This window comes from Salinibius halmophilus (genome assembly GCF_003577475.1).
GTDB classification, from domain to species: Bacteria; Pseudomonadota; Gammaproteobacteria; order Pseudomonadales; family Natronospirillaceae; genus Salinibius; species Salinibius halmophilus.
Genome location: NZ_QPEP01000012.1, coordinates 133,014 through 153,094 on the forward strand (window position 1 = coordinate 133,014; position 20,081 = coordinate 153,094).

The following is a 20,081-nucleotide window of genomic DNA, read 5'->3' on the forward strand; positions in this document are numbered from 1 at the left end:
GTTTAGAAGCTGTAGCTAGCGCTTACGCGGCCAAAAATGTCTGACCAGCTTGATTCTAGCTGGGCATTAATTTCGAAATCAGAAACTGGCTTGTAACCAATGCCAAATGAGGCTAGTGATTCCGGCAAAACTTTAATCCCAGATGGTTTAGCAACTGTAGAAGTAAAGTCATCTACGCGGCTGCCGCCTTCGGGTTTAGTAGGTGTAGCTGTTACTTTGCCAAAAGTTATTGAAGCAAGGTTCGCTTCAATGCCTGCACGCCAAGTCCACTTTTCGCCAGCAGCAACTTCTGCACTTGCAGCAAAAGGAAGGTTAACAATGTGAACGCTAGAGTTTACAGTTGCCAAAACATCTGTCTCTTTGCCAGTTACTGTAGTCGAACCTGCACCAGTGGTGGTCTGATCGTCATACACTGTTCCAGTAACGCCAGCCAGAATCCACTCTGCATCTTGAGTGTAGCGGAAAGTGGATGGACCTTTGCGAACAACGCCACCAATGCCACCAGCAGCACGAATTGTTGAGCTAACCAGATCAAGCTTATTTTCGATAGTTTCTTCTACAAAGCCTGGGTTTGAGCCTGAAGTTGTAACGCTGCGCTCAAAGCTACGAGAGCTGCTGTTTAACCTTGCATATGAAGCAGAACCCGATAGGAAAAATGAGCGGCTCAGGAATTGCTTGAACCCACCATCTACTGCAAAGCTAAAGTTACTCTTAGCGTATACTTCTTTATCGTAGTCGTATGTTGTTGAGGTTGAACCATTCGTGGTTTTGCCTTGGTATTCAAGGTTGTCTGAGCCGTTGAATGATGGAAGACTGAATGTAAAGCTATAGCCACCACGATTATTGATTGAACCAAATGTAGCATTAACTTCAGACGCAGAAAAAGCGGCTTCGTTCTGAGCAACAACTGCACTAAAGTTGTTCGGGGACGCTGCGAAGTTATGCTCAGTCTCAGTGTAAGGAATCGTGTCACCTAGGAAGCCCAGTTCAATCGCGCTTAGGCCACTAATTGAGTAAGTAGTATATCCAAGTCGAATACCGCCCCAAGAACTTGCGATAAAGTAATCAATTGAACCATTTTGCGGCGGTGCTTCATTATCGTTGTCTGCAAGAAGACCTTTGGCTACAGAAATACCTTCAGCATCAAAATTGAAACCGTCTATATCGCCACCAACTGCGTCTTCGGCATCAAGGTCGTACAGAGGAGAGGCAAAATCAACTTGGTTGCCCACATGTAGCCCCATTTTCTGGCCTGCATATTCAAAAACCACACCACCAGTGGCATAGGTACCGTTAGTTGAGGCAGCAGAAACTTGGTTCGGCGTGTTATTTAATGCAGCGGGGTTGCTCCAGACATTGTCTTGGATCACCACTGCATCAACAGCGTTGTCTTTAGAAAAGTTGTCAGCTGCCATGGTAGCAGTAACAGTTGAAGCGGCCAAAATGGCCAAAGGAAGCTTCTTAAGCATGGTAAGTCCTTTCTAATGTTGGCAGCACCATTTATTCCTACAGGTGCGTAGCACAAATTTGTAGTGCTGCCAGTGAGAGTAACAGTTTTAAACAAAAAATGCGGGGGCACTATACCATGCTAGGCCAGTTTCTCAATTACAAGACTGACCGAAAGATGAACTGGTGTTTATTTACTAACCGAATTACTCGGCGCTAGGCTTAAAGCCCTCGGCTTTTTCAAATGTTTCGCCGGCGAGATACTTATCCATCTGTGCCATGAGGTACTTGCGTGTATCTGGATTAGTGAGTTCAAGGTGCTTTTCGTTAATCAGCTGGCGCTGGAACTCAAGCCATTCTTGCCAAGCCTGGGCACTTACATGTTCAAAAATGTGTTGGCCTTTTGGCCCTGGAAAGGGTGGTTGCTCAAGGCCGGGCAGTTCTTGCTGTAAACGCTGGCAAAATACGGTGCGCATGATGGCTCCTACAATAGCGTGAGTTTGTTCAATAACTTTTCAGTGGGGCGAGCTAAGCCAATGCTGCGTTCATGGGCTTTTACCCACGCACCACCTTGCTCGGCAATGCCCGAGTTTACCACAGGCTGTAAAACGGGCGTGATGTCGAGATGGAAATGCGTAAAAGTATGGCGAAAGTCGCTCCAGGTTTCTGGCTCGCCGCTGGCTTGCAATGGTTGTTTGTCGAGCCAATGCCAAGCGCTGTTAATGTCATCGAAGCGCGGGAAGATATATAGCCCGCCCCACAAGCCAGAAGATGGCTGCTGCTGCAAGTAAAGCTTGCCTTGTTCATCGCGCAAAATGAGCATTACGCATTGGCGAACTGGCTTTTCTTTTTTCGGCTTGCGTGTTGGCAGCTCCGCTGTAAGCCCCTTAGCTAGAGCTGTGCAATCGCTTGCCACTGGGCAGTCATTGCATAGTGGTTTATTGCGAGTGCAAATCATCGCACCCATATCCATCATGGCTTGGGTATAAATGCCATAAAGGTTGTTAGCACTCGCCTCAGGCTCTTGCGGGATGCGCTCTTCGGCAGCTTGCCATAAATCCTTTTCGGCTTGGCGCTCACCTGGGTAGCGTGTTTCGCCAATATGGCGAGCAAGCACGCGTTTAACGTTGCCATCCATAATTACCGCAGGGTAGTTGCGCGAAATGCTTAAAATAGCGGCAGCCGTCGAGCGGCCAATGCCTGGCAGAGCAATTACTTCGTCAAGCGTTGGCGGAAACTCTCCACCATGCTCGGTAACTAATATTTGCGCACACTTGTGTAGGTTGCGGCCACGTGCGTAATAACCTAGGCCTGTCCACAGCGCTAGTACTTCGTCTTGCTCTGCTTCCGCTAGGCTATGCACGTTGGGAAAGCGTTGCATAAAACGCTCGTAATACGGAATAACCGTGGCGACCTGAGTTTGCTGCAACATGATTTCCGAAACCCAAACGCGATACGGGGATTTATCGTGCTGCCATGGCAGGTTGTGGCGGCCGTGTGCAAGGTGCCAATCGATGATGCGTTGCGAAAATGAAGACATGGAACTCAGGTGTTGTTGAAAAGGGGTTGGTACGGTAAAAGTTGGCAAATTAGCCATGTTTTAGAAGCAAGACCCCCGATAAATGCACTCGGGGGACTCAAGTAGGTTGTACGGCCACGTTCTTTTGTGGCCGGGCAACGTGTGCAACAAGGGCAATGTTTCCCGAGCCTTTAGCTCGTAAAACCTACGCGTCGTAATATGACTAGCGATCTTCTAACTTGCTTAGGTCGCGTACTGCGCCTTTATCGGCACTGGTGGCTAGCATGGCATAAGCTTTTAGAGCCGCACTCACCTTACGGTCACGAGTGATGACTGGCTTCCAAGCGTCTGCGCCTTTCGCTTCCATTGCTTCGCGGCGGCGAGCAATTTCATCATCAGAGATATCAATGTCAATGCTGCGGTTTGGAATGTCGATGATGATCGTATCGCCTTCTTCAACCAAAGCAATAGGGCCACCTGAAGCGGCTTCTGGTGAAGCGTGGCCAATAGATAGGCCAGAGGTGCCACCCGAGAAGCGACCATCGGTGATTAGGGCGCAGTCTTTGCCTAAACCTTTCGACTTCAGGTAACTCGTTGGGTACAACATTTCTTGCATGCCTGGGCCGCCTTTCGGGCCTTCATAGCGAATGACCACCACGTCGCCGGCAACAATTTGGTCGTCCAAAATGGCTTTAACGGCTGAATCCTGTGATTCAAAAATGCGGGCACGGCCAGTGAATTTCAAAATGCTTTCGTCAACGCCAGCAGTTTTTACTACACAGCCGTTTGGCGCTAGGTTGCCATGTAATACTGCTAAACCACCTTCTTGCGAGTAGGCGTTCTCCAATGAGCGAATACAGCCATTCGCGCGGTCGCCATCAAGTGTTGGCCAGCGCGAATCTTGACTAAATGCAACTTGAGTTGGTACGCCACCAGGGCCAGCGCGATAGAATTCTTTTACTGCTGGATCGTCGGTTTGCATGATGTCCCATTGGGCTAGGGCATCTTTCATTGTTGGGCTGTGCACGGTTGGCAGGTCGGTATGTAGCAAGCCTGCACGGTCAAGCTCACCCAAAATAGCCATAATGCCACCAGCGCGGTGCACATCTTCCATATGATATTTTGGCGAATTTGGTGCCACTTTACACAGCTGAGGTACACGGCGAGACAGCTCGTCCATATCCTTCATGGTGTAGTCTACACCTGCTTCTTGCGCGGCGGCGAGCAAGTGCAGAATGGTGTTGGTTGAGCCACCCATGGCGATATCAAGTGACATGGCATTTTCGAACGCTTTGTAGCTAGCAATGGTGCGCGGCAATACACGATCATCGTCTTGCTCATAATAGCGCTTAGCGTTTTCAACGATGAGTCGGCCGGCGCGTTTAAATAGTTTTTCGCGGTCGGCGTGTGTAGCAAGGGTTGAGCCATTACCTGGCAAGCTTAAGCCAATAGCCTCGGTTAAGCAGTTCATCGAGTTAGCGGTGAACATGCCCGAGCACGAACCACAAGTAGGGCAGGCACTGCGTTCCACTTCGGCAACGGTCTCGTCGTCGACGCTATCGTCGGCAGCAATTACCATGGCATCGACTAGGTCTAAGCCATGGTCAATTAATTTGGTTTTGCCGGCTTCCATAGGGCCGCCCGAAACGAACACACATGGAATATTCAAACGCATGGCAGCGTTTAACATTCCTGGTGTAATTTTGTCACAGTTAGAAATGCAAACCATGGCATCGGCACAGTGGGCATTCACCATGTACTCAACTGAATCAGCAATAATGTCGCGGCTTGGCAATGAGTACAGCATGCCGTCGTGACCCATGGCGATGCCGTCATCCACGGCAATGGTATTAAATTCTTTTGCCACGCCACCAGCGGCTTCAATTTCGCGTGCTACAAGTTGGCCAAGGTCTTTTAGGTGAACGTGGCCTGGCACAAACTGAGTGAAAGAGTTGACCACGGCAATAATTGGCTTTTGAAAATCTTCGTCCTTCATTCCCGTTGCGCGCCACAGAGCGCGTGCGCCTGCCATATTACGACCCTGAGTTGTCGTATGAGAGCGATACTTTGGCATAACTCTTTCCTCGTCTTGTGAGTGGCTGCCCAAAAAGATGGGCAGAAATCTAACGCGCGATAGTCTACATTATTAGATGGATAAAGCGTAAATAAATCGACACATACTTGCTGTTGGTTATCTTTTTAGATTGCTTGTAAAACGTGGTACTTCTAACTAGCCGAAGACGCCAATTCACAACAATAATAAAGAAGGACAGTTAAGCGCCCATGCTTGATGTACTGATCGCCAACTTTGATCAAAGTGATCGTCCCTATATTTTGTTTCTTCAGCAGCAATGGCTGCGCTGGAACCTAAGTGCGGCTGCTTTATTTACTGATCCTGAAAATGCTGAGTTCAAAGCATTCCTTACACAAGTTGATTGGCAACGTGCCGGTCGCCAGATGTTTGAGTTTGATGGCGAAACCTATATTGGCAATCTTGTTCACGCTGATGATCACAGTATTTTGTCATTGCGACCCATGCAGGATGCGACCAATAGTGAACGGGTGCGTGGTACGTTAAGCAGATTACAAGATTTAACCCTGTCACTTGCCGAGCAACCAGATTTGGATGAGTTGTTGCGTTGCGCCGTGCAGGGTGGGCGCGAGGTGTTTCAAATCGACCGCATCGCCATCATGTTAATCGACCCTCAAACACGGCAACTGAATGGCACCTATGGTACCGATCCAGATGGCAACGTGGTGGATGAGCGTTACTTTGTTGGCGATGTGCCAGATTTAGCCGAAGTGCAACAAGTTTTGCAAAAACGCGATTATGTTGCGTACTGGCCGAGTATTGAGCTGCGCTACAACAGCAAAGTAGTGGGGCATGGCTGGAGTGCAATGGTTGCGCTTTGGGACAATGACCAAGCAATTGGCTGGATAAGCTGTGACAACCTAATTAGCCAACAGCCGCTGGCAAGCTGGCAACGCCAACTGTTTGCCTTTTTTGGTGCAGCGTTATCACAAGTGATTCGCCGAAAACGCACCGAGTTAAACTTGCGACAAATGAACGAAAGCTTGGAACACAAAGTTGCGCAACGTACACAAACGTTGCGCAGTAAAATAGATGAGTTAGAAAAAACCCGCGATGAATTAATCGAGTCGGAAAAATTGGCGTCGTTGGGCAGCATGGTCACAGGTGTGGCACATGAGATTAGCACGCCACTTGGCAATGCTAAAATGGCTTGCAGCTGGATATCTGAGCAAATTGAAGTGCTAGACGAACGAGTAAATGATGGCTCGCTAACCAAGTCTGCCTTACAGAGCTTTTTAAAAGGGGCAAACGAAAGCAGTAGTATTCTGGCGGCCAACATTGATCGCTCGGCAGAGCTATTGCATGGCTTTCGGTCGCTGGCGGTGGAGCAATTAGATGAAAGAGAGTCGGTAATTAATTTGCGCAGTTGGTTTGACCAAGTCATCTTTTCATTTGGGCACCTTCTAAAAAAGCATCGCGTGCAAGTAAATAATGGCATCGACCCCAGAGTGCGGCTGCGCACAAGCCCAGGTTTGATTGGCCAAATTGCTACCAATCTTTTACAAAATGCTATCACCCACGCATTTGCCGACTGCAGTGAACCTAGGATAGATATAAGCTCAAAACCCGCGGGTGACGGCCGTATACATTTATTTTTTGCGGATAACGGCAAAGGCGTGCACACTGACCAACTAACAAAGATTTTTGACCCTTTCTATACCACTCGCCGTGGGCAAGGTGGTTCAGGTTTAGGGCTGAATATTGTTTACAACATTGTAACCGGCCGATTAGGTGGTCAGCTGCAAGCGCGGCGCAGCACCAGTGGTGGCTTGGAATTTATCATTACAATCTCAGGTGCATTACCTCATGTCTGATCTATTTGAATTTGCTGCGGAAACGCCAGTCGAGCACGCGCAAAAATGCCCTTGGCGCATTTTGGTAGTGGATGATGATTCGCATGTGATCGCTACCACTCGCTTAGCACTGACCAGTTTCGAGTTCGAAGGGCGCGACGTTGAGTTGGTGTGTGCTAGTAGTGCGTCTGAGGCGCTGCGTTTACTCGCGACCGATTCAGACTTTGCCGTCGTTCTACTTGATGTAGTGATGGAAACCGAGGATGCGGGGTTGCAGCTGGTATCGCAAATTCGCGATGAACTGCAGCTATCTTCGTTGCGCATTATCTTGCGCACGGGTCAGCCTGGCAGTGCGCCTGTTCAGAAAGTGCTGCATCAATACGAAATTAACGATTATTACCATAAAACCGAGCTGTCGATGCCTCGCTTGCAAACAGCTGTGTTGAGTGCGCTGCGCAGTTATCGTGATTTGGTGCAAATTGAGCGTTCGCGCCAAGGCATGGCTCATATCGTCATGGCCTCTCGCAATTTATTAAGCAATGATGGCATTCAAGAATTAATTGGCGGTGCTCTGACTCAGCTAGGTAGTTTATTTAACTTTGAGCGCGCCATTATTGTTGTGAACGAGCCGGAAAAGCCAGGTTCAAAGCCAGAAGTGATTTGTGGTTACGGTGAGTTCGCTGAGTGGGAGGGTAGCTTGGTTAATCTGGCTATGTTGCCCCAACCACTGCAGGAAAAAGTTAAGCATGGCAAAGATTGCCTAAGTGAAACCGAGTACGTTGCCTGCATCAATGGCAAGCGCTGGCAATGCTGGATGTATTTTGAGCACAAGCTGCCAGCTATGTATGCCGATAGGCAAATGGTGCGCTTATTTGCCGAAAACGTAGCATCGGCTTTAGATACCGTGCGCCACAATGCCATGATTAACGAAGGTCAGCGTGAGATCATTTTACGCTTAAGTGAGCTCATTGAATGGCGCTCTGGCGAAACCGGCTCTCATGTTAAACGAGTATCGGCCTGTGCGGCACACTTGGGTACATTAATTGGCTTAGACGACCTCGAGTGTGACACCCTTAAACTCGCGAGTCCTCTACATGATTTGGGCAAACTGGGTATTCCTGATTCGGTACTGCACAAACCCGATCGCTTAGACCGCGAAGAATGGGCGCTAATGCAAGGGCACTCTGAAATGGGCTATCAAATGCTTGCCGGTACTGGCTTACCACTTTTAGATGCCGGTGCCGAGGTGGCCTATACCCACCACGAGCGCTGGGACGGTAAAGGCTATCCGCGTGGCTTGGTAGGTGAAGAAATTCCACTGTTTGGCCGAATTACGGCGATTGTTGATGTGTTTGATGCGCTAGCCAGTGAGCGTGCTTATAAACCCGCATGGCCAACAGCTAAGATTGTTGCGCTACTAAAAGCAGAGCGCGGCCGCCACTTCGACCCAAACTTGGTGGATTTAATGCTAGAGCACCTTGATGAGTTTTTAGCGATTCGCAGCGAGTTCCCTGACTAAGCGCGCACCAAATGCTGCCACGCTGCAGGGATATCTGAGTCTTGCGCCATTTCAAAATCGGCGAAGTCAAAACCAGGGCTTACGACACAGCTTACCAAACAAAACCCGTGCTCTTTGCTAGCTAGTTGGCTGGCAAACCAGTGTTTGGCTGGCACAGTATGCTGTAGGCAGTCTGCGCCCAGTTCTATGGTTGCCACCGAGTCGCCAACTAATGTGTGCACCGCTAGCGTATCACCTGCATGCCAAGCCCAGAGTTCCTCACTCTGAATACGATGCCATGCCGAGTAGTCACCTTGTTCGAGTAAGTAGTAAATGGAAGTGAACTGATTACGGTCGCCACGGTCTGTTGGCTGAATTTTTTCACTGGTATGCACACGCTTATACCAGCCGCCCTCGGGGTGGCGTTCAAGGTTTAATTTATTTATCCAATACTGAGCCGACATCATGCACTCTTTTTCTACGATAAGTTCACCTTAGATACGTTTAGCTGAGCAGTTTGTACCGCTCAACTAGCTCGCCGATGCACTAAAGTCGCTTTATGAAGCGTGGATAAAGTAGTGGTTTGTAGGTCTTACGAATCGGAGATTCGGGAGACATGTTTCCCGAAGTCACAAAAACACATGACTTCGTAAAACCTACAGACATAGGTTAATTTGCCTGCGGGCAGTTAGAGCACTTGCTGCGCAAGTTTACGGGGTTAGCCTCCATGCTGGGGCTATCCGGCCGGGCCGTCCGCTGGCCCGTCGTAAAAACCTAAATCTTTGCCGTTAAGGCAAAGATTTCCTTTCAGGCGGTTTTTACCCAGTATTTCGCATACCGGCTGCGATGCCTGCAATGGTGACCATCAAGGCTTTTTCAACAACTTCTGGTGGGTTGTCGTCGGCTGCGCGTGAGCGTTTTAGCAGCTCGGCCTGCAGCAAGTTCAATGGATCTGTGTATGGGTTACGAATGCGGATGCTTTCCAGAATACCTGGCTGGTCTAATAACAAGCCGTGCTCTGGGTTCACCTCTACCACCAAATCAATGGTTTCTTGCAGTCGCTGGCGAATATCTTCACCTAGGCTCCATAGCTCTTTTGGCACCAGTGTCTGGTCGTAGTATTCCGCCAACCAAGTATCAGCCTTAAGGAATACCATCTCCAACAAACCAATACGGTTGCGGAAGTACGGCCACTGCTCGCACATGGCTTCAACGGTTTCGGTTTTGCCTTGCTCTTTTATGGCCTTCAATGCCGATGTTGCCCCTAACCATACTGGCAGCATGGTACGGTTTTGCATCCACGAGAAGATCCAAGGAATGGCACGTAGGCTTTCTACACCACCATTTGGTTTACGCTTACTTGGGCGTGAGCCTAGTGGTAATTTGCCAAGCTCTAGCTCTGGTGTTGCCGCACGGAAGTACGGCACGAAGTCTGGATGGCCACGCACAACGCCGCGGTACTCCTCGCACGACACGTCCGACAGAACTTCCATTACATCGCGCCACTCTTGCTCTGGTGCTGGTGGTGGGATGAGGTTCGCTTCTAGGATGGCCGAGGCGTATAGCTTCAAGCTGTTCTGCGCAACGGCTGGTAGGCCGAACTTAAAGCGGATCATCTCGCCTTGCTCTGTTACCCGCAGGCCAGCTTTTAGTGAACCTGGAGGCTGCGATAATAAAGCCGCGTGCGCTGGTGCACCACCACGACCAATACTGCCACCACGACCGTGGAACAGAACCACGTCGATGTTGTTCTCTTCGCCAATAGCAACTAATGCTTCTTGCGCCTTGTACTGAGCCCAAGTGGCGGCAAACATACCGGCGTCTTTGGCTGAGTCTGAGTAGCCAATCATCACGTGCTGTTCGCCGTCAATGTAGCCACGGTACCAGTCAATTGATAGTAGCTTCGAGATCACCTCTTCAGAGCGGTTTAAGTCGTCTAGCGTCTCGAACAATGGCGCGACTGGAATCTTAAACTTGCAGCCTGCTTCTTTCAGTAATAGTTGTACTGCTAGTACGTCTGACGGCTGGCGTGCCATCGAGATAATGTAGATACCTAGTGCGTTCGGGTCAGTGTTAGCGATCACTTCGCAGGTGTCTAGCACTTCTTGTGTATCTTCGCTTGGCTCCCAATCGTTTGGTAGCAATGGGCGGCGCGAATTCAATTCGTTGATCAAGAAGGCTTGTTTGTCTTCTTCGCTCCATTGTGAGTAATCGCCCAAGCCAAGTGTGCGAGTAATCTCAGCAATGGCATCAAGGTGGCGCTCACTGTCTTGGCGAATATCTAGCTTCACTAGGTTCACACCAAAGGCGGCCACGCGGCGAATCATGTCTAGCAAACCGCCGTTAGCTATTTTTTCGAGGCCTACTTCTACTAGCGAGTCATAGCAAAGGCGTAAAGGCTCCATCAGCTGCGCATCGCGGTTGATTATGTCTTCACCATGCGATGGGTTGCCAGTCAGCTCGCCGGTTAACCATTCGCGAGTGCTGCGCAACTTGCGGCTCAACTCGTTAAGAATGGTCCAGTATGGCTCAGCCGCATCGCCAACCGCTTCTTTCACGGCATCATTACAAGCGCTAACCGATAGCTCATCACGAAGCGTTTTAAAGTCGCGGATATACATATCGACTGCCATCCAGCGGGCGGTTAGCAGCACTTCTTTGGTTACCTTATGAGTCACAAATGGGTTGCCATCGCGGTCGCCACCCATCCAGCTACCAATTTTTACTGGTGCAGCATCAACGGGCAGTTTAATGCCAAGCTCACTGTTTAAGCGCTCGTCTAGTTCACGAATAAACTCAGGGACGGCATACCACAAGGTATTTTCGATCACCGCGAAGCCCCACTTGGCTTCGTCTACAGGTGTTGGGCGCTTTGAGCGGAACTCATTAGTGTTCCAAGTTTGCGCAATTAAGCGATCTAACTTGTCGGTCCAATATGCGCGCTCACGCTCGGTAATATCACCAAGCTCAAGGTTCATCAGGCAGTCTGCCATTTGAACGTGCTTGTTAATAACCGTGCGGCGGGTCACTTCAGTTGGGTGCGCTGTTAACACAAGCTCCATCTGTAACGCTTGTACCGCTGCATCAATATCGTTAAGGTCGATGCGCTCATTGCGCAGCTTGGCAATTAGGCTGCTAATTGGGTCTGGTGTGCAAGCGCCATCAGCACAAAAACGTGAGATATCGTGGTGCTGCTCGGCAATGTTTGCCAAGTTCAAAAACTGCGAAAATGCACGGGTGACCGGCAGCAGTTGTTCGTCGGGCAGATCTTTGAGCGTGTTCATTAGCTCTTCACGAGCCGCTTCGTCGCCATTGCGCGAAGATTTGGCAAGTTGACGAATGGACTCAACTCGGTCCAATACATCCTGGCCCTGGTGGGTTGCGATTGTTTGGCCAAGTAACTCGCCTAGCATGCTGATATTGTTACGCAATGCTTCGTTTTGGGCAGTCATTTCTGAGACTCCTTCGTACAAAAGTGGCGTTTATATGACGTGATCTAAACAAATAGTCAAGAAATTTCACTTACGACATTTTTGTAAAAATCCGGTTTTTTTGCCGGTAAAATGCACAAAAAAAGCGCAAATCAAGCGATTTTGTAAATAGTTAACTACATCCTAGCAGGAGGATTGTTATAGAAGCCTTACAAACTTGGTTTTTTTACGTCGGATTTTCTGTCTAAACAGCAATGTTTGAACGGTGTTTGTAAGACTTACATTTCCACAGCTTTTATGTGGTTTTTAGAGGTGATGATTGACGTCAACAGATAAGTGTCAATGTTGTGAGGCGATGCTCTGACATTATCGCCTCACAACGGCATTAGTCTTTTCGGCGTCGTCGCGCCGCGACTAAGCCCAGTAAACCTATGCCTGCAATGGCTACTGAGGCTGGCTCTGTAACAGCTGCGCTTGGCAGTCCAACGGTATCCCACTCCATTGATGCCAGTTCAAATTGGTAACCCCATTTTTCCACGCCATGATTACTTCTACTAGCTGTACCGAAACTCTGCGAGATTTTCGATAAATCTAGTTTCGCTGAGAGAGGCATTTCGTCAGAGCTTAAAAAGCTACCCTCGGAACGCTCTGCTCGTAGATTGAGGGCTAGTGAGCTTATCCCACTAGAAGACCAAGCCTCGTCTCGAAACATAAGGCTATCGTACCCAAAATCTAAATGGCTTAGGTCTGAAGCATAAAGGCTCTCGTAAGCAGGGCGCCCTGGGCTCTTATCGAAGTTACTGCTTTGAAAATCATGGCCAAAGCTAGTCGCTACAGAAATTTTTAGCCAATCAGCACTAGTCGGTTCGTCATAATTGCCATACAGATCAGAAGGGCTACTGTCACTAGGAATTGTCTCCAAATCGATTGAGAAAGACCCCAAAACAGTCTCACCTACAAGAGCACCATTGTTGGTGCCAAACCCTAGGGTATTGTAATGGTCGTAAGAGGAAGTAATCGTACCGGTAAATACGCCCTCAATGACGGCGGCTTGGCCTAGGAGAGTGGTTGACGCCAATGCTAGTAATGTGAATAACTTGGTTTTCATTATGACTTATTCTTAATTTGGTCTGGTCTAGGTTTGCAGCAATTGGTGTGCCAGTTTCAACGGCCACTGTTTCTCGTATCTCTGCTTTTTGTGGTCACTAAACTGTAAGAAAAGCTGACACTACGTGCGCTTTTTAATCAGGATGTGTAAGGCAAAGCGTCACTTGATTAGTTCCTTGTGATGAGTAGGTGTGCATAATTGATAACAATGCTAGTTGTTGAGTAACCTCATATGACATTCAGCTTCGAAACTGTTGGGCGTATTTCTAGCCCTTATAAAGAGAAGTTCGCTATTCCACGCCAACCTAGTTTGGCACCGTCGGTGCGCTCGCAGGTGGTTTTAGATAAACGATTTTCGCTGAACTCTGTGCAAGGCTTACACGAGTTTAGTCATATTTGGCTGAGCTTTATCTTCCATCAGCACCTTGATACACCAATGAAGGAAATGATTCGCCCACCGCGCTTGGGCGGCAATAAGAAGGTGGGTGTGTTTGCCAGTCGCAGCACCTTTAGGCCTAACCCACTTGGTTTATCGGTTGTTGAGCTGCTGGATATCAAACAAGCGAAAGGCCAAGTCATAATCGACGTTGCTGGGGCTGATCTACTGGATGGGACGCCAATTGTTGATATTAAACCCTACATTGCCTATGTTGATGCCGTAAAAGAAGCTGACAGTGGTTTTGCCAGCGAAGCGCCAAAATCGGTAGAGGTCAGCTTTAGTGAAGAAGTAGCGCAGACGCTGAAAAAGGCAAAAGACGGTGCCTATATAAGTACCGTCATTCGTGAAGTGCTAAGCCAAGACCCTCGCCCTGCTTATCAAAGAGAAGAAGGGCGAGAGTATGGCGTGAAGTTGTTCGACTATAACGTCCAATGGGTTGTCAGTAATAGTGGTTTTCTAGTTACAAGTGTTTGCTAATTCAATGAGCTTTAATGTGCTAAAATTTTTCTCGATAGTTCCATTTTACCCGTAATCTTCCGATAAACACTGTGCTTTGTTCGTTAAGAATTATTGAATATTCGAGGTCCGCTATGTTCGCTATATTTACGTTATCGATGTAGCAGACATGTTTCGGCATGACATCGCGCTACCTGTTTGACAGGTCGAGGCTGTGTCCGGTGAAGGCGTTCTGAATCCAAGGTTTCCTTGGCGAAGGCTCCCACGATGGAGCCTTTGTTACTTTTAAGGGATAGTGTTTCTAGTTTGGTCGCTCGAAAATCGTTTAATCTACCAGATAGACCAGTGCAACACTGGAAAGCTTTTTCTTCAAAGCATGAAGACTACCCTCTTGATCACTTAGACTCTGTTGCACACACATTTGCACATCCTACGCGTGAAGAACGCTACCTAATTTATTTTACGTATTCCCACCATGTTTTTACTCGGTCGATAAAGACAGGTGAAGTTGTTCCTGCTGAACAAATATACAATTATCCTCCTGATAGACGGGTGTTTGATGAAAGGCGATATAGGCTCTCTCATTTCTTACCCGAAATTATCAGAACTTTGCCAGATCAATTTTGTTATCACGGTGGTTACAGTCGGTATTGCAGTTGCAAATTGACCGACGATGAAGGTAATAGTGTTGAGTACCAGGTTGTTTATAGAACATGGAAGGAAAGAGGAAAGCTAAGATTCCATATAGAAAGTGCGTACCCTCTCGATCAATCTTCAGGCAGAAAGAAGAAGGTTAGTTTCTGGGTAATTTGCCATAACCTGTTAAATGGAAAACAGTTACCTAAGCCACCAAATCGTTAACGTTTAAAGTTAAACAAGTAAGGCTAGGCTTCAGCGGCTTAAGATTGCCCAACGCGTAGTTGGGCAGGAGTGCAAGCTTAAACTGCTTTGACTTGTTTGTTGTACTGCAACAACGCAATCGCAAACCAGATAAACCAAATAACACCTGTTAGTCCAAAGGCAACTCTCAACACCATTTCGGTTGAGAAGAGCGTAGCGATGCCAATCGCCCCTTTCAGAAAACTAAATCCTGAAAATAGACGACCAAATGCGCGAGTATAAAATCCGAAAGCGCCAATCAATAATATCCAAGCACCACCGATGAACTCAATGCCGCCACCTAGAGCTTCAGTTAACAGGTTAGAGGTATGGTAATAAGCCAAAGCCGTATCGATGGCTAAGACATTGTTGGCAATTAGGTTAGTGCTGCTGATAGCAATTAAGCCTGCTGAAACCAATAGCACTGCCCATATTAAGCCAAATGCATGCGTAGCTTTGGCTAATAACTCAGATTCAACTTCCATAATGCTCTTTGTGGCAATGTTTACTAGCACCAAAAAAACTGAAAATAGTATATAGCCGGCGATATAGGTAAAGTTGATTAAACCTGCATGTTCAGCAGAAAAGGCTAATTTTTCAACATCACTCAGCCCCTCAGGCATCACTAAGATAGCGCCATATATAACCATAAGGGTCATGTAGCTTAATGCCATTAGCAAAAGCGAAGCGGCCGCAAGTTTGTTTTGGGTGATCATGTTAGTATGGTTTTTCATCTGGTTGCTCACTGTCGTTATGTTCTGGTTTGCAAGTACCTTGTTGTCTTTTTCAAAACAAGCGGCGCTCATTCGATGACAGTTAACTTAGCCTCTAGTACTGGGGTTTTCGTCCTGTCCAAGTGAGAAGGACAGCGTTTTGACGGGTTAGTGTTTGGGGAGGGGAGACATGCTTTCGGGCGTTACATTAGGTATGTGCTTGTTGTGTTTGTCACGGTTGCTATTGCAGGGCGAGCGTGGGCAATTGTCGATGATCATTGCTGTCATTGTATTGTTGTTCACCTGGTTGAGCTTGGGCAACAACCTGATGGTGGAGGGTAGTGTCTTTGCCAAACTGTTCATTGCGTCGATCCCGACGGTGTTTTATTTGATGCTACCACTGGTTTTCTTTTATCAGCAGTTCTTGGTGGGCAATCAAATTGTTAATAATAAGATAGTTCTGCAACGTAAGTCGGTGATTTTACATGTTGTGCCAACTGCAATAGCAATGGTGCTATCGCTTTCTATTTTATTTATGCCGCAAGGAGACTTTGAAGCCATGTTCTTTGGCGACGCAAATAGTTCAATATGGTTGATTATCAATGCGTTGTTCTTTGGTGTGTTATTTATTGTATGGATCCTCATTAGTATTTTATACATCATTAATATAATCTCTGTAAGCAGGGTTTACCAACAGAAACTAATCGAAAGCTTTTCTAACTTTAGTGGTAAAACACTCAATTGGTTCGCGTGGTTTGTTGCGCTGATATGTTTTACTTGGCTGTATAGCTTGACTGCGCTTTTAGCTGAAGATGCCCTCTCTAGGTTTTACGTTCATAGCTGGGGTGTGGAGTTTTTGGTACTAATCATCGTTTGGTTCTTTAGCTTAAACTCGATTCAGCAAAAGCCTGTTTTCCCTGGAGCGTCCTTGCCTGAAAAAGGTGGAGTGGAAGCGAAAGCAGAAATAGTTGTCGGTGGCAGTGACCAAACGCTTTATGCCAACTCAGCGTTGAGCGACGAAAGGCTTGCGCAAATCGCCCAAAAAATTACTGCCGCGGTCAGGGGGCAACAGTTGTACCTAAACCCAGATTTTTCTGCTGCTGATCTTGCTAGTCATCTAGGCATTTCCGCACACTACTTGTCGCAGGCGTTTTCTAAGCAGCTAAACACAAGTTTTTATGGGTTTGTTAATACGTGCAGAATTGCTGCGGCGAAGCAGCAGTTGAAAGACAGTGAGAACACTGTTCTGGATATCGCGCTGCGAGTGGGCTTTAATTCTCGCTCGGCGTTTTACAATGCTTTTAGAAAAGAGGTTGGTGTGACACCTGTGGCCTTTCGGAAAAGTAGCAACACTGCACCTCAATAATCTCTTCTCAGCCCAGCTCGCAAGAACTCAATCAGCTTTTGCACTTTAAACGGCACGAATTGGCGTGCTGGGTAGGCTGCATAAACATCAAAGCTGCGGCTGCTGTAGTTTGATAACACGGGTACTAGCTCGCCACTGTCTAAATAAGGTTGCACGATAAAGTCTGGCTGTAAAATGACTCCACAGCTTTTTGTTGCTAGTTGAGCTGCCGCATCACCATTGTTTACGCCAATTTTAGCTTGTACCGTCACATCGAACTCTTGCTTGCCAAGGTAGAAGTGCCAATTGTTGACGGTGGTTGGCACGGTGTAGCAAATGCAGTCGTGCTGGCGTAAAGCTTCGGGGTGCTCAATGGCACCACGCTGGGCAAGATAACTTGGGCTGGCTGCGGCAATTAACTTCATTTGGCTGATAGGCCTAGCGATCAGCGACGAGTCTTTTAGCTTGCTGATTCTAATGGCTAAGTCGAAGCCACCATTCACTAGATCGGTATGAGCATCATTGAATGCTAGTTCTAGCTTTATATGCGGATAGAGCTTGCAGAACTCTGCCATCAGAGGTGCAACCACTATGCGGCCATAATCTAGGGGCAGTGCTACTTTGAGCTTGCCCGAGACTTGCTCGGTTAAGTGGCTTAAGTTCGACTCAACGTCGGCGATCTCCCTGACCACAGGCTGAATGCTATGATAATAATGCTCGCCAATTTCTGTGGTACTGACTGATCGTGTTGTGCGGTGTAACAGCCTTGCACCCAAGCGCGATTCTAACTCTGTTACCAGCTTGCTCACTCTAGCAACACTAGTATCAAGCTTGTTAGCAGCGCTGCTAAACCCACCAGTTTCTACCACCTTGCAAAAGGCATTAATCGATTCTAAATGATCCATTTTTTCTAATATGAAGAAAGTTCTTTTTCATTCTAGCTGATTATTTCTAATTTAACTCTGGCTAAGCTGCATCCGTTGTAGATAAACATTATCGAATTGAGGAAAAAATTATGAAAAAACTAGCTCTTATTGCAGCTATCAGCGCCGTGACAACATCTGCTTTCGCCGTTGATTACCAAATCGATCATAGCCACTCGGCAGTAACGTTTGAGATTGGCCACCTAGGTGTGTCGCTAACACCAGGTCGTTTTAACGAGTTCAGCGGCAGCTATTCCTTTAACGAAGACGACATGTCTGACATTGAAGTGTCGCTCACCATCGAAACAAGCAGCATAGATACTAATCATGAGGATCGTGACAAGCATTTGCGCAGTCCCGACTTCTTCGACGCGCGCCAGTACCCAGAAATCACCTTTACTAGCACTGGCTTTGAAGGGGATGCCGAGCGAGGCACGCTGATGGGCGAAATGACCATGCTTGGTGAAACGTTACCAGTCGAGTTTGAGGTGACCAAAATCGGTGAAGGCGAGGACCCTTGGGGTGGTTACCGCCACGGACTAGTGGCGGAAACAACGATCAACCGCAGTGAATTTGGCATGGACTACTTTATTCCTGGTGTTTCAGATGAAACCTACATCAAGGTGTTCATCGAAGGTATTCGTCAGTAATGAACATGCAGTTGTTGCTGCCAACCATCATTGCACCAGGTGTGTTGAGTATTGCGCTGTTGCTAGTGAGTCAGCGCTTTACTTGGTTGCTTGCGCTGCTACCGATTGCGGTTGCGTTGTTGGCCACCGTTTGGTTAGAAGGTGTCACAATCACTAACTTAGCCATGTTAGATGGTTTTTGGTTAATGGCGTTGCTGGCATGCGCATCGGTTGCGCTCAGCCAAATACAAGCAAAAAAGTGGGCAGTGATCGCCCTAATTGCCACCTCACAGGCCGTGGCATTGTTTTTGGTTAGACGCTTCGCCGACAGCATTGAGCCGCTAGCTTGGATAGTACATGTGCTGATGTTGGTTGTGCCAAGTAGCTTGTTGCTCGTGCCAACAAGTACCAAAGCTGACAAGCATTGGGTATTTACTGTACTGGTCGCTAGTATTGCACTGCTAGCGCCAATTGTTGGCCTAGGTGGCAGCATTAAAATGGCGCAAATGCTTGGTGCGCTGGCCACTGGGGCGGCGTTCATTTGGCTTGCTGGTATGTTGCAGCCAACGCTTCGTAACCTAAGTCAAGCCACATTGCTTGCTGCTCAGCTGCCAGCTGCTTGGCTAGCACTCAGTGCTTACCACTTATCGGGCACTGCCGCGATTGCTGTCGCGCTGCCAGCAATAGTATGGGCAACACTGTTGCTGCGTAATAGGCCGCTGGTCGCTCAGGCAGCAGTTTTTGCTGTACTAGTTGGTGCAGCATTAGTCACTGGCTTGTGGCTGGTGTGGCCTGAGCAGTCGCTTTACTAGCGCTACACTACCCTCTAATGCCGGGTGTTATGCACTCGGCATTTCTTTCATATTAAGCACAACACTTCTTAAACTTCTTGCCGCTATTGCACGGGCATGGGTCGTTGCGACCAACTTTAGGTGTCTCGCGCTGAAAAGTGCCAGCCTGTTGGTGGCTGCTGCAGCCACAGCCAGGGCCATGCTCATGGTTAGAGAATACTTCCTCAAAGGTACTGCCGGTTTGATCGTTCATTTTCTGATCCTCGGTGATTGGGTTGCGATAAATTAACACGATCGAGAAAAACAGCCAAAACGCGCCACCCCGACTGCCAAGTGGTTAAGCGGCGCAACAGGCATATAATTGTTTGGCACAGGGCAATGTAGTAGCGTATCCGCTTTATGCATTAAGCTAGGAGCCTTAATGAGCTATCTCAGTCGCCTGTTAGGCAAACCAGAAACTGTTGCGCAGCCCTTCCCAAGTGGATCTGCACATTGGTATGCAGCCCGCTGGCTGCAGTGGGCGGCTTCTACTCGTTATGCTAAAAGTGCAATTGTTGACACCTCTGGCGCTTGGGCACACTTAAATCAGCCCAACGATGTTTGGTTTCTTGCTGGATCGTTCGGCGAGACCGTGACGCGCAAATGTGCCGTGGCATCAAAAACCAAGTTGTTTGTCCCTATTTTTAACATCTGGCTGTATGAGGGGTATGAAGTAGAAGGTTATGACACCTACCATGGCCGTTTATTGGTAAACGATGAAGAAGTAGCCGGCGAGGAAATCATCATAGATCAGGCCTTTCCCGTTGCAGGCGTTAGTGGAAATCCTGTTACCGAAACGGCCAGTGAGGTGAATATGACCGTTAAAGGCATGTGGAAGTTATTGCCGCCCCTCCCGCAAGGGCAGCATACAATCAGGATAACAGCCGGTGCAGGAGATGACTTCAATATGGATGTTACTTATAAATTGTCGGTGAAGCCCAGAAAGCTTATTTATAAAAAATAGATTTTTTTGGCATTCTA

At 47.9% G+C, this 20,081-nt stretch carries 17 protein-coding genes; 7 read left to right on the plus strand and 10 right to left on the minus strand.

Translation table 11 applies throughout. The features are described 5' to 3' along the window. Positions 1–2: 2 nt before the first annotated feature. The 4 genes from DUW71_RS14260 to ilvD all read right to left on the minus strand — a co-directional run bounded on the left by DUW71_RS14260 (position 3) and on the right by ilvD (position 5,039). Complete coding sequence (locus DUW71_RS14260) at positions 3–1,469, minus strand: hypothetical protein (RefSeq protein ID WP_119395940.1); 1,467 nt, start codon at positions 1,467–1,469, stop codon at positions 3–5. A gap of 183 nt (positions 1,470–1,652) precedes the next feature. Beyond that, entirely contained in the window at positions 1,653–1,922 is a 270-nt protein-coding gene (locus DUW71_RS14265; RefSeq protein ID WP_325048588.1) for an oxidative damage protection protein, read from the minus strand. An 8-nt stretch (positions 1,923–1,930) separates the two neighbouring features. Continuing rightward, positions 1,931–2,986: an A/G-specific adenine glycosylase gene (mutY, locus tag DUW71_RS14270; protein ID WP_233546151.1), complete on the minus strand. Its 1,056-nt coding sequence runs from the start codon at positions 2,984–2,986 to the stop codon at positions 1,931–1,933. A 202-nt stretch (positions 2,987–3,188) separates the two neighbouring features. Next, positions 3,189–5,039 (minus strand): dihydroxy-acid dehydratase, encoded by a 1,851-nt coding sequence (gene ilvD / locus DUW71_RS14275; protein ID WP_119395943.1) that lies wholly within the window; start codon positions 5,037–5,039, stop codon positions 3,189–3,191. A gap of 209 nt (positions 5,040–5,248) precedes the next feature. Here ilvD and DUW71_RS14280 point away from each other — a divergent pair, with 209 nt between their 5' ends. Together DUW71_RS14280 and DUW71_RS14285 are read left to right on the plus strand one after the other, a co-directional pair. Beyond that, positions 5,249–6,871, plus strand: a complete 1,623-nt coding sequence (locus DUW71_RS14280) for a GAF domain-containing sensor histidine kinase (protein ID WP_119395944.1) — start codon at positions 5,249–5,251, stop codon at positions 6,869–6,871. Continuing rightward, the gene (locus DUW71_RS14285; protein ID WP_119395945.1) at positions 6,864–8,369 is read left to right on the plus strand and encodes an HD domain-containing phosphohydrolase; all 1,506 of its coding nucleotides are present in this window, start codon (positions 6,864–6,866) and stop codon (positions 8,367–8,369) included. The genes DUW71_RS14280 and DUW71_RS14285 overlap by 8 nt, the downstream gene beginning before the upstream one ends. Here the strand turns inward: DUW71_RS14285 and DUW71_RS14290 are convergent. The 3 genes from DUW71_RS14290 to DUW71_RS14300 form a co-directional block, all read right to left on the minus strand. Continuing rightward, a complete protein-coding gene (locus tag DUW71_RS14290) occupies positions 8,366–8,812 on the minus strand; it encodes a cupin domain-containing protein (protein ID WP_199671231.1) in 447 nt (148 codons plus the stop codon). The genes DUW71_RS14285 and DUW71_RS14290 overlap by 4 nt on opposite strands. A gap of 354 nt (positions 8,813–9,166) precedes the next feature. Then, complete coding sequence (ppc, locus tag DUW71_RS14295; RefSeq protein ID WP_119395947.1) at positions 9,167–11,800, minus strand: phosphoenolpyruvate carboxylase; 2,634 nt, start codon at positions 11,798–11,800, stop codon at positions 9,167–9,169. A gap of 364 nt (positions 11,801–12,164) precedes the next feature. Beyond that, the gene (locus DUW71_RS14300; protein ID WP_119395948.1) at positions 12,165–12,887 is read right to left on the minus strand and encodes a PEP-CTERM sorting domain-containing protein; all 723 of its coding nucleotides are present in this window, start codon (positions 12,885–12,887) and stop codon (positions 12,165–12,167) included. A gap of 231 nt (positions 12,888–13,118) precedes the next feature. Here DUW71_RS14300 and tsaA point away from each other — a divergent pair, with 231 nt between their 5' ends. Then, complete coding sequence (gene tsaA, locus DUW71_RS14305; protein WP_119395949.1) at positions 13,119–13,802, plus strand: tRNA (N6-threonylcarbamoyladenosine(37)-N6)-methyltransferase TrmO; 684 nt, start codon at positions 13,119–13,121, stop codon at positions 13,800–13,802. Between the two features lie 917 nt (positions 13,803–14,719). Here tsaA and DUW71_RS14315 read toward each other — a convergent pair. Then, positions 14,720–15,394, minus strand: a complete 675-nt coding sequence (locus DUW71_RS14315) for a hypothetical protein (protein ID WP_158584137.1) — start codon at positions 15,392–15,394, stop codon at positions 14,720–14,722. 169 nt (positions 15,395–15,563) lie between these two features. On the opposite strand from DUW71_RS14315, the gene DUW71_RS14320 reads away from it, so the two are divergent. Beyond that, positions 15,564–16,739, plus strand: coding sequence for a helix-turn-helix domain-containing protein (locus DUW71_RS14320; RefSeq protein ID WP_119395951.1), 1,176 nt, complete (start codon positions 15,564–15,566; stop codon positions 16,737–16,739). On the opposite strand, the gene DUW71_RS14325 is transcribed toward DUW71_RS14320, so the two are convergent. Beyond that, positions 16,733–17,623, minus strand: coding sequence for a LysR family transcriptional regulator (locus tag DUW71_RS14325; RefSeq protein WP_119395952.1), 891 nt, complete (start codon positions 17,621–17,623; stop codon positions 16,733–16,735). The two genes, DUW71_RS14320 and DUW71_RS14325, sit on opposite strands and share 7 nt — an antisense overlap. 110 nt (positions 17,624–17,733) lie before the next feature. On the opposite strand from DUW71_RS14325, the gene DUW71_RS14330 reads away from it, so the two are divergent. Together DUW71_RS14330 and DUW71_RS14335 are read left to right on the plus strand one after the other, a co-directional pair. Then, positions 17,734–18,291, plus strand: a complete 558-nt coding sequence (locus tag DUW71_RS14330) for a YceI family protein (protein ID WP_119395953.1) — start codon at positions 17,734–17,736, stop codon at positions 18,289–18,291. Beyond that, positions 18,291–19,082, plus strand: a complete 792-nt coding sequence (locus tag DUW71_RS14335; RefSeq protein ID WP_119395954.1) for a hypothetical protein — start codon at positions 18,291–18,293, stop codon at positions 19,080–19,082. The genes DUW71_RS14330 and DUW71_RS14335 overlap by 1 nt, the downstream gene beginning before the upstream one ends. Before the next feature lie 52 nt (positions 19,083–19,134). Here DUW71_RS14335 and DUW71_RS14340 read toward each other — a convergent pair whose 3' ends face one another. Beyond that, positions 19,135–19,314 (minus strand): SEC-C metal-binding domain-containing protein, encoded by a 180-nt coding sequence (locus DUW71_RS14340; RefSeq protein ID WP_119395955.1) that lies wholly within the window; start codon positions 19,312–19,314, stop codon positions 19,135–19,137. A 168-nt stretch (positions 19,315–19,482) separates the two neighbouring features. Between DUW71_RS14340 and DUW71_RS14345 the strand changes: the two genes are divergently transcribed. Then, entirely contained in the window at positions 19,483–20,064 is a 582-nt protein-coding gene (locus DUW71_RS14345) for a hypothetical protein (RefSeq protein ID WP_119395956.1), read from the plus strand. Positions 20,065–20,081 lie beyond the last annotated feature (17 nt).

What these genes read in the sequence shown, in the direction of transcription:
- mutY (WP_233546151.1), bottom strand. Translation starts at nt 2,986, where the DNA reads ATGTCTTCATTTTCGCAACGCATCATCGATTGGCACCTTGCACACGGC.
- DUW71_RS14335 (WP_119395954.1), top strand. Translation starts at nt 18,291, where the DNA reads ATGAACATGCAGTTGTTGCTGCCAACCATCATTGCACCAGGTGTGTTG.
- tsaA (WP_119395949.1), top strand. Translation starts at nt 13,119, where the DNA reads ATGACATTCAGCTTCGAAACTGTTGGGCGTATTTCTAGCCCTTATAAA.
- DUW71_RS14300 (WP_119395948.1), bottom strand. Translation starts at nt 12,887, where the DNA reads ATGAAAACCAAGTTATTCACATTACTAGCATTGGCGTCAACCACTCTC.
- DUW71_RS14320 (WP_119395951.1), top strand. Translation starts at nt 15,564, where the DNA reads ATGCTTTCGGGCGTTACATTAGGTATGTGCTTGTTGTGTTTGTCACGG.
- DUW71_RS14325 (WP_119395952.1), bottom strand. Translation starts at nt 17,623, where the DNA reads ATGGATCATTTAGAATCGATTAATGCCTTTTGCAAGGTGGTAGAAACT.
- DUW71_RS14290 (WP_199671231.1), bottom strand. Translation starts at nt 8,812, where the DNA reads ATGTCGGCTCAGTATTGGATAAATAAATTAAACCTTGAACGCCACCCC.
- DUW71_RS14315 (WP_158584137.1), bottom strand. Translation starts at nt 15,394, where the DNA reads ATGAAAAACCATACTAACATGATCACCCAAAACAAACTTGCGGCCGCT.
- DUW71_RS14260 (WP_119395940.1), bottom strand. Translation starts at nt 1,469, where the DNA reads ATGCTTAAGAAGCTTCCTTTGGCCATTTTGGCCGCTTCAACTGTTACT.
- DUW71_RS14285 (WP_119395945.1), top strand. Translation starts at nt 6,864, where the DNA reads ATGTCTGATCTATTTGAATTTGCTGCGGAAACGCCAGTCGAGCACGCG.
- DUW71_RS14330 (WP_119395953.1), top strand. Translation starts at nt 17,734, where the DNA reads ATGAAAAAACTAGCTCTTATTGCAGCTATCAGCGCCGTGACAACATCT.
- DUW71_RS14340 (WP_119395955.1), bottom strand. Translation starts at nt 19,314, where the DNA reads ATGAACGATCAAACCGGCAGTACCTTTGAGGAAGTATTCTCTAACCAT.
- DUW71_RS14345 (WP_119395956.1), top strand. Translation starts at nt 19,483, where the DNA reads ATGAGCTATCTCAGTCGCCTGTTAGGCAAACCAGAAACTGTTGCGCAG.
- ppc (WP_119395947.1), bottom strand. Translation starts at nt 11,800, where the DNA reads ATGACTGCCCAAAACGAAGCATTGCGTAACAATATCAGCATGCTAGGC.
- DUW71_RS14265 (WP_325048588.1), bottom strand. Translation starts at nt 1,922, where the DNA reads ATGCGCACCGTATTTTGCCAGCGTTTACAGCAAGAACTGCCCGGCCTT.
- DUW71_RS14280 (WP_119395944.1), top strand. Translation starts at nt 5,249, where the DNA reads ATGCTTGATGTACTGATCGCCAACTTTGATCAAAGTGATCGTCCCTAT.
- ilvD (WP_119395943.1), bottom strand. Translation starts at nt 5,039, where the DNA reads ATGCCAAAGTATCGCTCTCATACGACAACTCAGGGTCGTAATATGGCA.